The sequence below is a fragment of the Pseudomonas sp. M5A4_2d genome (assembly GCF_053345295.1).
Genome location: NZ_JBKEZW010000005.1, coordinates 35,757 through 48,026, shown reverse-complemented (window position 1 = coordinate 48,026; position 12,270 = coordinate 35,757). Strand labels below are relative to the sequence as shown.

At 60.1% G+C, this 12,270-nt stretch carries 10 protein-coding genes; 7 read left to right on the top strand and 3 right to left on the bottom strand.

Annotation, left to right across the window (positions count from 1 at the left end):
* Window positions 1–22: 22 nt before the first annotated feature.
* Genes ACLBW8_RS14990 through ACLBW8_RS14980 form a run of 3 tightly spaced genes read left to right on the top strand, consistent with a single transcriptional unit; the run spans window position 23 to window position 1,830 of the window.
* Window positions 23–544, top strand: a complete 522-nt coding sequence (locus tag ACLBW8_RS14990; RefSeq protein ID WP_447805693.1) for a DUF3455 domain-containing protein — start codon at window positions 23–25, stop codon at window positions 542–544.
* A gap of 57 nt (window positions 545–601) precedes the next feature.
* Window positions 602–1,159, top strand: a complete 558-nt coding sequence (locus ACLBW8_RS14985; RefSeq protein WP_447805729.1) for a sigma-70 family RNA polymerase sigma factor — start codon at window positions 602–604, stop codon at window positions 1,157–1,159.
* Window positions 1,156–1,830 carry an anti-sigma factor gene (locus tag ACLBW8_RS14980; protein ID WP_447805692.1) on the top strand — a complete coding sequence of 225 codons (675 nt, stop codon included), beginning with the start codon at window positions 1,156–1,158 and terminating at the stop codon, window positions 1,828–1,830. The genes ACLBW8_RS14985 and ACLBW8_RS14980 overlap by 4 nt, the downstream gene beginning before the upstream one ends.
* Here the strand turns inward: ACLBW8_RS14980 and ACLBW8_RS14975 are convergent, their stop codons facing one another.
* Window positions 1,831–3,132, bottom strand: coding sequence for an ATP-binding protein (locus ACLBW8_RS14975; RefSeq protein WP_262667754.1), 1,302 nt, complete (start codon window positions 3,130–3,132; stop codon window positions 1,831–1,833).
* Between the two features lie 3 nt (window positions 3,133–3,135).
* Window positions 3,136–3,837: a response regulator transcription factor gene (locus ACLBW8_RS14970; RefSeq protein WP_053256356.1), complete on the bottom strand. Its 702-nt coding sequence runs from the start codon at window positions 3,835–3,837 to the stop codon at window positions 3,136–3,138.
* Between the two features lie 171 nt (window positions 3,838–4,008).
* Between ACLBW8_RS14970 and ACLBW8_RS14965 the strand changes: the two genes are divergently transcribed.
* The 4 genes from ACLBW8_RS14965 to ACLBW8_RS14950 all read left to right on the top strand — a co-directional run bounded on the left by ACLBW8_RS14965 (window position 4,009) and on the right by ACLBW8_RS14950 (window position 9,708).
* Entirely contained in the window at window positions 4,009–5,163 is a 1,155-nt protein-coding gene (locus ACLBW8_RS14965) for an efflux RND transporter periplasmic adaptor subunit (RefSeq protein WP_064454925.1), read from the top strand.
* A 6-nt stretch (window positions 5,164–5,169) separates the two neighbouring features.
* Entirely contained in the window at window positions 5,170–8,259 is a 3,090-nt protein-coding gene (locus tag ACLBW8_RS14960) for a multidrug efflux RND transporter permease subunit (protein WP_447805691.1), read from the top strand.
* Between the two features lie 52 nt (window positions 8,260–8,311).
* Window positions 8,312–8,953, top strand: a complete 642-nt coding sequence (locus tag ACLBW8_RS14955) for a DUF1345 domain-containing protein (protein ID WP_447805690.1) — start codon at window positions 8,312–8,314, stop codon at window positions 8,951–8,953.
* A 326-nt stretch (window positions 8,954–9,279) separates the two neighbouring features.
* Window positions 9,280–9,708, top strand: a complete 429-nt coding sequence (locus tag ACLBW8_RS14950; RefSeq protein ID WP_447805689.1) for a hypothetical protein — start codon at window positions 9,280–9,282, stop codon at window positions 9,706–9,708.
* A gap of 64 nt (window positions 9,709–9,772) precedes the next feature.
* Here ACLBW8_RS14950 and ACLBW8_RS14945 read toward each other — a convergent pair whose 3' ends face one another.
* Window positions 9,773–12,037: an autotransporter outer membrane beta-barrel domain-containing protein gene (locus ACLBW8_RS14945; protein ID WP_447805688.1), complete on the bottom strand. Its 2,265-nt coding sequence runs from the start codon at window positions 12,035–12,037 to the stop codon at window positions 9,773–9,775.
* Window positions 12,038–12,270 lie beyond the last annotated feature (233 nt).

Genomic DNA, 12,270 nt, shown 5'->3' with positions numbered 1-12,270 from the left:
TCTACTCAATGGAGAAGTCCCGATGAACGCTAAAGTATTGCTCTGCCTGACTGGTTTGCTCCTCGGCGCCCCCACCGCCTTTGCCCAAACCGGTTTACCCGACAGCATCAAGGTGCCGGATGGCCACAAGGTGGCGCTGGAGACCACCGGCGTCGGCGAAATCACCTACGAATGCCGCGACAAAGCTAACGCTGCCGGCCAGACCGAATGGACCTTCGTCGGCCCCAAAGCGGTACTGAATGACCGCAGCGGCAAGCCAATGGGCACCTACTTCGGCCCGCCGGCCACCTGGCAAGCCAAGGACGGTTCGAAGGTCACCGGCACCCAATTGGCGGTGGCGCCGTCGGGTACGGGCAACCTGCCCTATCAGTTGGTCAAGGCCAACCCGGCCGAGGGCAAGGGTGCGATGACTGGCGTGAGTTATATCCAGCGGGTCGCTCTTAAAGGGGGCGTGGCGCCGAGTACCGCGTGCACCGCCGCCAACAAGGGCAAGCAGGAAGTGGTGAAATACCAGGCCGACTACATATTCTGGGCAGCCAACTGAGCACATTCAGCTAGGCTAATGCGTTGGCGCCCCGACCTTTGGGTCGGGGCATTGATCATGTTCTTGCGGCGGAAACCCCGGTCCTTGCCTGAAACCCCTTTTGACTACGAAGCCTGCCTTCTGGCCTGCGCGCGTGGCGACCAACGCGCCCTGCGTCGGCTGTATGAGCAGGACAGCAGCCGTCTGCTTGGCGTGGCCTTGCGCATTGCCCGCGACAAAGCCCTGGCCGAGGACATCGTGCACGACGCGTTTATCAAGATCTGGCGCGGCGCCGCCAGCTTCGACCCCGCCCGCGGTTCGGCGCGTGGCTGGGTATTCAGCGTGACCCGGCACCTGGCCTTGAATTTCGTGCGCAATCATCACCGCGAGGTGCCGTTAGGCGAGGAACATGACGACCTCGCCACCGACGACGACGCCGTTGAGTTCAGCGCACGCAGCGGGCAGATTCACCATTGCCTGGAACAGCTAGACCCGGCCCGTCGCCGTTGCATCCTCCACGCCTATGTCGACGGCTATTCCCAGAGTGAAATCGCGCAGAAACTGGACACCCCGCTGGGGACCGTCAAAGCCTGGATCAAACGTAGCCTCGCCGCGCTGCGGGAGTGCATGGCATGAGTAACCCATTGGACGAACTGGCCAGCGAATACGTGCTGGGCACCCTGCCCTCTGAACAGCGCGCCGAGGTTGAACGACGCCTGCAACACGACGCCGCGTTGCGCACGGCGGTGGACGCCTGGGAACAACGCCTGTTGCCCCTGACGGCATTGGCCGAACCGGTCCCCCCGTCCGCACAGCTATGGCGGCGCATCGAACGCACTGTTGGGCGCGCCGATACCCGCGAGCCCTGGTGGAACCTGCTTGCACTCTGGCGCGGTTTGGCCGGTGCGGGGCTGGTCACCACACTGGTACTGGCCGCGCTGCTGCTGACCCGCCCGCCCAGCGCTGAACCGACCTTTGTGGTGGTGCTGGTGGCGCCTCAAAGCCAGGCCCCGGGCTGGGTCATCCAGGCCAGCAATACTCAACAGATCCAGTTGATTCCGTTGGGCGTGATGGAAGTGCCGGCCGACAAGGCCCTGCAATTCTGGACCAAAGGCGATGGCTGGCAAGGTCCCGTATCACTGGGCCTGGTCAAACCGGGGCAGACCCTGTCGGTGCCCTTGGACAAACTGCCACCCCTCACGCCAAACCAGCTGTTCGAGCTGACCCTGGAAGACCCGCGTGGTTCGCCGACCGGCAAGCCGACCGGGCCGATCCAGGCCATCGGCCGCGCCGTCAAGGTGCTCTGATCAGCCGACGCTGGGCAACCACACGCGAAACCGCGCACCGCCCAGCGGCGATGCCAGCGCCGTTAACGTGCCGCCCTGAGCTTCCATCGCACGCCGACTGATCGCCAAGCCCAGGCCGAAGCCGCCGGTGGCGCGGTCGCGGCTACGGTCCAGGCGGTAAAACGGCTCGAAAATACGCTCACGCTGGTCCACGGGAATGCCGATGCCATCGTCATCCACCCAGATTTCACAGCCATTGGCACAGACCTTGACGCCTACCTGGATGCGCTTGTCGCAATACCGCGTGGCATTGCGCAGCAGGTTCTGCAGGGCGCGGGCCGTGAGGCGCGGGTCGAGGCTGACGCGCTCTACGGCACAGTCGAGCGCTACATCGATGACAATCTCGGGGTTTTCCAACTCGTCATCGACGCTGCCCAGCACGCTGTCGATAAACTCGTCGAGCACCACTTCCACACGCTCCGGCAACTGCGCCGGGTTTTGCAGGCGGCTGTAGGAGAGCAATTCCAGCACTAATTCGTCCAACTCACGGATGTGCGCCACGAGGCTTTGCAGGCGTTCGCGACTGGCCTGGGGCAAGTCTTCCGACAGGGCCAGGGCCAGGCCGAAGTCCAGGCGCGTCAGCGGCGTGCGCAGTTCGTGGGAGACGGCATTGAGCAGGTCGCGCTGCTGGTTGAGCAGGCGCTCGATATCGTCGGCCATGGTGTCAAACACCGTGGCCAGGCTGCCGATGTTGGACCTGGCCGGAATGTGCGTACGCTCAGCCAGGTTGCCCCTGCCCAACTGGACGGCGGTGGTCTTCAGGCGCTCCAGGTCGCGCCAGTGCGGGCGCAACCAAAACAGCAGGCACGCCAGCAGCGCAGCACCGATCAACACGTTCATCGACCAGTACAGCAGGTTCATGTCCAGCGGGTCGGGCGGGATCGTCAGCTTGACCACAAATTGATCGTTGACCGGTGAACTGATTTGATCCATCCAGCCCCACTCTCCCAGGCGGATCACCGGTTTGCCTTGCTCCAGCAGGTGCTCTTCTTCAGGGGTGTAACTCGCGTCCTGGCGCAGCAGCAGTTGCACTTTCAGCGGCGCAAAATCACGGCCCAGTTGCGCGGTGACCTCTGACCAGTGCTCCACCGGCACGCGCAGATAGTGTTCGACGATCAGCTTTTGCTGACCGCGACTCTGCTCGACGTTGTAGTTCATGTAGCGATGTTCGAACACCTTGATCACCAGTTTGGGAATCAGGTAGATCGCCGCACTGTAGGTGACGATGGTGATCAGGTAGAGGCGTAGCAGCGCACGAAACATGGATCAGCATTCCCACTCGGAGCGGCTGAACAAGTAACCCTTGCCCCACACGGTCTTGATCTTGCGCGCTTCGCCGGCATGGTCGTCGAACTTGCGGCGCAGCTTGGAAATGGCCACGTCCACGGAGCGGTCGGTGCCGTTGAACTCGATACCGCGCAGGCGTTGCAGAATCTGGTCGCGGCTGAGCACTTCACCGGCATGCCGGGCCAGCACCACCAGCAGGTTGTATTCACCGCTGGACAGCTCCACCGCTTGCTCGCGCCACGTCACCGTGCGTTCGGACAGGTCGATACACAGGTTGCCCATGATGATCTGGTCGTTGGCAACCTGGGGGTCGGACAGGCTGCTGCGGCGCAACAAGGTGCGCACTCGCGCCAGCAATACGCGCGGCTCGCAGGGCTTGGTGACATAGTCGTCAGCGCCCATTTCCAGGCCAAGCACCTGATCGTGGCTGTCGTCTCGCGCGGTGAGCATCAGGATCGGCAAACCCGCCGAGTCGGCACGCAGCAAGCGACACACCTGCAGGCCGTCAAGCCCCGGCAACATCAGGTCGAGGATCACCAGGTCCGGCGGGTTGAGGCGTGCGCGCTCGCGCACGTGATCGCCACGGCTGAGTACGCTGACGTGGTAGCCATTGCGTTCCAGGTAACTGGCAATCAGCTCGGAGAGCGCGGCGTCATCTTCCACCAGAAGGATGTTGGGCATGGTGTTTCCAAATAATGCGGTTTGTTGGTGTGTTGCAGGATTGTGCAAGGATATACGCCCCCGGCGCTCAGCGCGCCGCACCTTACATTTCTTCACAGACGGGCTACAGAGCTTCACAGCACCGCGGCGCAGGTGACTTTAGGATGCGCCAGTCAATATTGGGATATGAGCATGTCGAAGAATCTGTTTGCGCCGTTTTGCCTGCTGGCCTTGACGCTGGCACTGAGTGCTTGTGGCAAGTCGGCCGATGACGCGCCGGAAATGCCCTTGGCCAAAGTCCGCATCGAAACCCTGCAGGCCAAACCCCTCTCCATCACCAGCGAACTGAGCGGGCGAATCGCCGCACCACGCATTGCCGAAGTGCGTGCACGGGTCGCTGGCGTGGTCATGCAACGCGTGTTCAAGGAAGGCCACGACGTGAAACAGGGCGATGTGCTGTTTCGCATTGACCCGGCCCCGTTCAAGGCTGACCTGGACAGCGCTCGGGCCAACCTGGACAAGGCCCAGGCCAATGCCTTCCAGGCACGCCTGCAAGAACAGCGCTACAGCCAGTTGGTAGAAGGCAATGCCATCAGCGGCCAGGACTACGACAATGCCCGCGCCGCCGTGCGCCAGACCAACGCCGAAGTCGCCGCCAACAAAGCCGCCGTCGAGCGTGCGAAGCTGAACCTGGGCTACGCCACCGTCACTGCGCCGATCTCCGGCCGAATCGGCCGCGCGCTGGTGACCGAAGGTGCACTGGTGGGCCAGAACGAAGCCACGCCACTGGCGATCATCCAGCAACTGGACCCGATTCACGCCGACCTGACCCAGTCGACCCGCGAGCTGAATGACCTGCGCCGCGCCTTTCGTGCCGGCAGCTTGAAGCAGGTCGGCCAGGACCAGGCCAAGGCCACGCTGATTCAGGACGACGGCAGCCTGTACCCGCTGCCGGGCAAATTGCTATTTGCCGAGATCAGCGTCGACCCGGGCACCGGGCAAATCATCCTGCGCAGCGAGTTCCCCAACCCGGACCTCGACCTGCTGCCCGGCAGTTTTGTGCGCGTGCGCCTGGAACAAGCGGTTGATAAGCAAGGCATCAGCGTGCCGCAACGCGCCATTACGCGCGACAGCGCCGGCATCCCGATGGTGCTGCTGTTGGACGCCGAGCAGACCGTCAGCCAACAGCCGGTGGAGCTAGGCGCGGTCGTCGAGGATCGCTGGATCGTCAGCAGCGGCCTCAAGCCCGGTGACCGCATCATCGTCGAAGGCCTGCAACACGCGCGCCCCGGTGAAAAAGTCGAAGTGGACGACAGCCCGGCCCCTGGCCAGCTCGTAAAGGAATAACCCGCCATGCCGCAGTTCTTTATTGACCGCCCGATTTTCGCCTGGGTGGTCGCCCTGTTTATCCTGCTGGCCGGCGCGCTCGCCATCCCGCAGTTGCCAGTGGCGCAGTACCCCAACGTAGCGCCGCCAAAGGTGGAAATCTACGCGGTGTACCCGGGCGCTTCGGCCCAGACCCTGGATGAAAGCGTGGTCAGCCTGATTGAGCAGGAGCTCAACGGCGCCGATCACCTGCTGTATTTCGAATCCCAGAGCAGCCTGGGTTCGGCCACGATCACCGCCACCTTCCAGCCGGGCACCAACCCGGAAATGGCCCAGGTTGATGTGCAAAACCGCCTTAAAGCGGTAGAGCCGCGCTTGCCGCAAGCGGTGACCCAGCAAGGCTTGCAGGTGGAAAAGGTTTCCGCCGGCTTCCTGCTGCTGGTCACCCTGACCTCCAACGACGGCAAGCTCGATGACGTCGCGCTCAGCGATTACCTGGCACGCAACGTGATGAACGAGCTCAAGCGCCTGGACGGTGTGGGCAAAGCCCAGCTGTATGGCGCCGAGCGCGCCATGCGTATCTGGATCGACCCGCAGAAGCTGATCGGCTTCAACCTCACCCCGGCCGACGTGAACGCTGCAATCAGCGCGCAGAACGCCCAGGTCTCGGCGGGCAGCATCGGTGATTTGCCGGGTACCAAGACCCAGGAAATCACCGCCGCCATCCTGGTCAAGGGCCAACTGTCGACGCCGGCGGAATTCGCCGACATCGTGCTCAAAGCCAACCCTGACGGCTCCACCGTGCGTATCGGCGACGTGGCGCGGGTGGAGATCGGCAGCCAGGAATACCAGTTCTCCACGCGCCTGAACGGCAAGCCCTCCACCGCCGTCAGTGTGCAGCTGTCGCCGGGCGCCAACGCGCTGAAAACGGCGACCCTGGTGCGGGCGAAGATGGACGAGCTGTCGCGCTACTTCCCGGCCAACGTGGAGTACAAGATCCCGTACGACACCTCGCCTTTCGTCAAGGTCTCGATTACCAAAGTGGTCTACACCTTGCTCGAGGCGATGGCGCTGGTGTTTGCGGTGATGTACCTGTTCCTGCAGAACGTGCGCTATACCTTGATCCCGACGCTGGTGGTGCCCATTGCACTGATGGGCACCTTTGCCACCATGTTGTTGCTGGGCTTCTCGATCAACGTGCTGACCATGTTCGGCATGGTGCTGGCGATCGGCATCCTGGTGGACGATGCGATTGTGGTGGTGGAGAACGTCGAGCGCATCATGGTCACCGAGGGTTTGTCGCCCAAAGAGGCCACGCGCAAGGCCATGGGCCAGATTACCGGGGCTATCGTCGGTATCACCCTGGTGTTGGTCGCGGTGTTTCTGCCAATGGCGTTCATGCCGGGTTCGGTCGGGGTGATCTACCAGCAGTTCTCGCTGTCGATGGCAACCTCGATCCTGTTCTCGGCGTTCCTCGCCCTGACGTTGACCCCGGCCTTGTGCGCGACCTTGCTTAAACCGATTGCCAAGGGCGAGCACCACGCCAAAAGCGGCTTTTTCGGCTGGTTCAACAAACGTTTTGAACGCTTCACGGACCGTTATGAAGGCTGGGTGGCCTATGCCCTCAAGCGCAGCGGCCGTTACCTGCTGATCTACCTGGTATTGCTGGTGGGCCTGGGGTGGATGTTCAGCCGCCTGCCCTCTTCGTTCCTGCCGGTGGAGGACCAGGGTTACACCATTACCGATATCCAGTTGCCGCCGGGTGCGAGCAAGAACCGCACGGTGCAGGTGGCCGAGCAGATCGAAGCGCATAACGCCGAGGAGCCTGGGGTGGGCGATACCACCATGATCATGGGCTTCAGTTTTTCCGGTTCCGGGCAGAACGCGGCGCTGGCGTTTACCACGCTCAAGGATTGGTCGAAACGCAGCAGCGAGGATTCGGCCTCGGCCATTGCCGACCGCGCCAACGCCGCTTTCGGCGAGCTTAAGGATGCGATTGCCTTTGCGATCCTGCCACCGCCTGTGGACGGCCTTGGCACCTCCAGCGGTTTCGAGTTCCGTTTACAGGACCGTGGCGGTGTCGGCCATGCCGCGTTGATGCAGGCGCGTACCGAGTTGCTGGCGGCCGCCGAGAAAAGCCCGATCCTGGCCAACGTGCGCGAAAGCGCCCTGGCTGAAGCGCCGCAAGTGCAGTTGCAGGTTGACCGCAAGCAGGCCAACGCCCTTGGGGTCTCCTTCGCGGACGTAGGGAATGTGCTGTCCTCGGCCATCGGCTCGGCCTATGTCAACGACTTCCCCAACCAGGGCCGCATGCAGCGGGTGGTCGTGCAGGCCGAAGGCGACCAGCGCAGCCAGGTGGCGGACTTGATGAAGATCAACGTGCGCAACAACGCCGGGAAGATGGTGCCGTTGTCGGCATTCGTCGAAGCCAAATGGACCCAGGGCCCTGCGCAGTTGACGCGTTACAACGGCTACCCGGCCATCGCCATCAGCGGTGAAGCAGCACCGGGGCACAGCACCGGTGAGGCGATGGAAGAAATTCAGCGCCTGGTCAGCCAACTGCCGGCGGGCCTGGGCCAGGAATGGACCGGTTTGTCGTTGCAGGAACGCTTGTCCGGGTCCCAGGCGCCATTGCTGTTGGGCCTGTCGCTGTTGATCGTGTTTCTGTGCCTGGCCGCGCTGTATGAAAGCTGGTCGATTCCAACGTCGGTATTGTTGGTGGTGCCGCTGGGTGTGCTCGGCGCCGTATTGGCGGTGAGCTTGCGCGGCATGCCTAACGATGTGTTCTTCAAGGTCGGCCTGATCACCATCATTGGCTTGTCGGCGAAGAACGCGATCCTGATCATCGAGTTCGCCAAGGACTTGTATGAGCAGGGCGAAGACTTGATCGACGCCACCTTGAAAGCCGCGCGCCTGCGTTTACGGCCCATCATCATGACGTCGCTCGCCTTTATCCTCGGCGTGGTGCCGTTGGCCATTGCCACCGGTGCCAGCTCGGCCAGCCAGCAGGCGATCGGCACGGGCGTGATAGGCGGGATGATCACCGCAACACTGGCGGTGGTGTTTGTGCCGGTGTTCTTTGTGGTCGTCATGAAGCTGGTGCGCAAGCGTTCATAAGCCGTTTGAAAATGCGCTATGGTGCTCACAACCTCCCCTGTTGTGAGCACCTATGGCCTTCCTCGCCCGCACCCACCCTCGCCTCTCCGCCGCCGCCGTCCTGGGCCTTGCCGTGGGCATCCTGGCGCCCGCCGACACGATCATCAGCAAAATCCTCATCGGCTGGAACGCCGGCGTCTGGACCTACCTGATACTGATGCTGTGGCTAACCAGCCGCTCTCGTGCCGACGACGTCAAACGCTTCGCCGAGATTGAGGATGAAAACGCAGGATTGGTGCTGTTCATGGTGTGCATCGCGGCGATCGCCAGCCTGGCGACCATCACGCTGAACCTGGTGGGCAGCAAAGACCTGGACAGCACCGCGCGCCTGCTGCATTACGGTTTTACCGGTATGACGGTGATCGGTTCATGGTTGCTGACGGGCGTGATTTTCAGCGTGCATTACGCGCGGCTTTTTTACACGTGGGACGGTGACGAGCCGGCGCTGCGCTTTGCCGAAGGTTTGCGTAACCCCAACTATTGGGACTTCCTGTACTTCTCGTTCACCATTGGTGTGGCGGTGCAGACGGCGGATGTGGGCGTGGCCACCCGAGAAATGCGCAAGGTCGTGCTGGGGCAGTCGTTGATTGGTTTCCTGTTCAACACCGCCATCCTCGGTTTCTCGATCAATATCGCTGCGGGTCTGTTCAGTTGAGCCCGAGATTCCAGTCCGGGACGCTGGCCATGATCAAAAGCTGACAGGGATCAAAAAAGTTATTAAAAAACTCTTCTTTAGACTGTCAAATATGACAGTAGACACCGCTGGAGAAAGGCATTTAATAGCGTGAGTCATTCAAAAATGGCGCGTTACGGTTTTAGTAGAACACCCCTCACAGGCGGCTAAACAAAAAAGATAAAGACGTTGTTGTAAACTGTGACTTCTGACAGTTACCTAACGCTTCTTTTTGCTGCTTGATACGTATAGTCAGGAGCCACTGCGCTTCTGGGTTTTGCATAAACTTCATTGATGGAGAGGCGATCATGTCAGCACAACTGAAATTGGCAAGTGATATCCCGAAACCCCGCGACGCAACTGGCGAAGTGGAGGGAACGATTGGTGATCACGTTTTTAAAACCACCACCGGAAAATGGAATGTCTATGACGACACAATTGATGTGCTCCTCATTGACAAACATGACGACTGCAGCGTGGAGGAAGAGGTGTTCATCCAGTTCCCGAGCAGTATCGAACTCAATAAAGAACTGACGTTGCAGGGCCAGAAATCTACCACGGCCTGGATTTCTTTCAAAACTGCTACCCCGCCTGTAGCCATCCAGTGCACGGAAGCATCCTTGTATATTGAAACGCTGTCACTGAGCCCTTTTGAAGTAAAAGGCTATGTGCGTGGACAGACTGATGACCCTGCTCATCCAGTCAACATCAACTTCCATCTGAAACAGAATACTTAATCTCAGCCCTCAAACAAAAGCCCTGATCTTTCGATCAGGGCTTTTTTATGTGCGCCTCTTTAGATTAGAAGGAATAACGTACGCCAACGTTGGCACCCAAGGTCTGGTCGATTTTATTACTGACGCTGGTCTCAAGGTCGGCATGCAGTTGCATATTCTGCGAAAACTTCACCGCCACACCGGCACCAAACTTACTGCGCGAGCCGGACAAATCATTGTTGAAGGTCTGGTTGTTTACCGCGACCTTATTATTATTGGCGAACTCGTGGACCATGGCCGCACGCAGGTACGGCTGAATAAGGGTGCCGCTGTCGAGCTGAATGTCACGCCCCACCGTCGCGCCGGCCTCGGCGATACGTGAACGGGTGCGCTCACCGTCGACTTCCAGGCCATTTTTCAGGTTGTAAGTGCCGCCCTGGACCACAATGGTTGACAGTCGGCCATAAGGTTCAACAAACCAGCCATCATCCAGTTTGATATTGCGACCGAACTCCGCTGAGACGCTGCCGCCCACGTTGCTGTAGTTACCTTTGGTCGAGGTAGTGTCACTGAGCGTTACTTTGGCCTCGTTCTGGAATCGGTTTGCCTTGGCTACCGTATCGAAGTAGTAACCGCTTTCCTGGTCCATCCAGGTTGCATAAGCACCCACGAAGTAACTCTTGACGGTACCGGATGAGCCGCGAGCTGGGGTGAGGTCAGACGTGCTGTGACCGGCCATTACACCGACCAGCCATTGACTGTCCGCCAACGGCATGTCCGCCCCAATGGCGAAACCCCGCTGATTCTGCGTATAGCCGGTACCCGAACGTTCGGACACGTTGTATTTATTACCGAAGGCGCGGATCCAGAGGCCCGCCTGGCCCGGCTCGAAACGCAACTCGCCCATACGGGCGCGCAAGGAGGCCTCTTCGCCGTACATCACGGTCGGCGCGGTATTGAACACAGCCGTGACCACGCGGGTACTGTTGCTTTTCACACGGGTTTCCGGATCGAGGTACCAATCAGTCCCTTCTTTTTTCAAGTCATAAGCAAACGCACCGGCGTCGACCGGGCCATTCGCCAGGGAAAACTGCGCATCACCGCCGCCCGTATGGACCACGCGAACCTGGTCGGGGTTGACCGGCTCAGCACCGCTGGCAGACAGCAACAGGCTGTGATTGCCGGTGGCTTCGCCGGTGACATTGATGAAATCCGTCTTGCCCTGCGCGAAATCCGTGCCGATGACAAACATGCCATTACCGGCAAGCGTATTAAGGTTCAGTTGATAGAAGGCATCAGCAGCCCCCATGGTCACCGTACCGCCGGCCATGTTCAGTGAACCAACCTGGCTGTCGCCGGTCATGTTCCAATTGGAAGCGTTACCCACGCTCAAACTGGAGACATTCTGCAACTGGCCAGTCAACTCGGCGTTGTTTTGCAGGTTCAAATGGGCTGTGCTGGTGCCGTCTGCAACCACATTACCGATCAAGCGGCTGTTATCAACATTCATCGTCGCAGAACCACCGCCCGAGACACTCAGCACATTGCCGTCGCCGCCCGTCAACGTGGAGCCATTGCGCACATCAATTTCCACGATAGGGGCGCCACCTGACGTCCCCCTGACCGAGAGCGCGGAACCGGTCCGACCCTCTACGCTGGATTGGTCCAATACCAACTTGCCATCAGTGGTGTCGAAACGACCCCGGGTGAATGACACCCCGTTGCCCTGGCCGATGATGGAGCTTTGGCTGGCGGTCGCCGTGGCACCTTGCAGGGAAAGGCCGAAGCTCCCCGCACCCGTACCTTGTACCAAGGTGTTTTGCTTGAAGTTCAACTCACTGCCGCTGGTCGCTTGCGCGCCACCGGTAGCGCCGCTGATAGTGCTGTTGCTGACCTCTACAAACGAGCCGTTCCCCGCACCGGCAGCACCCAGTGCTTGCAGACCTGATCCGCCCGCATTGGTGACAGTGCTGTTATTGATAAAGGCTGCACTTTGTTCGAGACGCACGGCGCCAAACAGCGAGTTATTCGAAGAAACTGTAGCCGAGTTGATATTAACCGTGGACCCTACAGTCGCACGAACATCATTGGCCAGACTGCCGCTGTTCATGTTCAGCGTAGAGCTCGCAAGTGCAATATTGGTTGCCGTTGCGCTGTTCATATCCAGGGTGGACGAGTTGAACAATTGCCAATCCGTCGTTTGCTCAGTGGCGTTAATGGCTCTTTGTTCACCATTCAACTGAACCGCTTGCGCTTGCCCATGCACCGCAGCAAACAGACAGAATGTAATGGTGGGGACTTTCATCATCGCACTCAATGGCTTGAGTTCGAATGTATTCAGTGCCGACATGGTCAATCACTCTTTGGGTGAAGCCTACGAAAACGGTTCGGCTTATCCCTGGGAATAGAGCCTTACCTCTGAGGCGCACAGAGTAAGGAGTAAACATCCGACATTCTGTAGGAATAATCCCTTAAACCTCTGATAAAAGCCTGTGCGTTTAGTGGCCGATTAAACAAAAAATAGCCAGAGGCTTCGCCGCCCTCCAAGAGAGGAGGCGAAGCCATACCGACCGTTTACCTGAA

What these genes read in the sequence shown, in the direction of transcription:
- ACLBW8_RS14990 (WP_447805693.1), top strand. Translation starts at nt 23, where the DNA reads ATGAACGCTAAAGTATTGCTCTGCCTGACTGGTTTGCTCCTCGGCGCC.
- ACLBW8_RS14955 (WP_447805690.1), top strand. Translation starts at nt 8,312, where the DNA reads ATGGCCTTCCTCGCCCGCACCCACCCTCGCCTCTCCGCCGCCGCCGTC.
- ACLBW8_RS14980 (WP_447805692.1), top strand. Translation starts at nt 1,156, where the DNA reads ATGAGTAACCCATTGGACGAACTGGCCAGCGAATACGTGCTGGGCACC.
- ACLBW8_RS14985 (WP_447805729.1), top strand. Translation starts at nt 602, where the DNA reads ATGTTCTTGCGGCGGAAACCCCGGTCCTTGCCTGAAACCCCTTTTGAC.
- ACLBW8_RS14970 (WP_053256356.1), bottom strand. Translation starts at nt 3,837, where the DNA reads ATGCCCAACATCCTTCTGGTGGAAGATGACGCCGCGCTCTCCGAGCTG.
- ACLBW8_RS14945 (WP_447805688.1), bottom strand. Translation starts at nt 12,037, where the DNA reads ATGTCGGCACTGAATACATTCGAACTCAAGCCATTGAGTGCGATGATG.
- ACLBW8_RS14965 (WP_064454925.1), top strand. Translation starts at nt 4,009, where the DNA reads ATGTCGAAGAATCTGTTTGCGCCGTTTTGCCTGCTGGCCTTGACGCTG.
- ACLBW8_RS14975 (WP_262667754.1), bottom strand. Translation starts at nt 3,132, where the DNA reads ATGTTTCGTGCGCTGCTACGCCTCTACCTGATCACCATCGTCACCTAC.
- ACLBW8_RS14950 (WP_447805689.1), top strand. Translation starts at nt 9,280, where the DNA reads ATGTCAGCACAACTGAAATTGGCAAGTGATATCCCGAAACCCCGCGAC.
- ACLBW8_RS14960 (WP_447805691.1), top strand. Translation starts at nt 5,170, where the DNA reads ATGCCGCAGTTCTTTATTGACCGCCCGATTTTCGCCTGGGTGGTCGCC.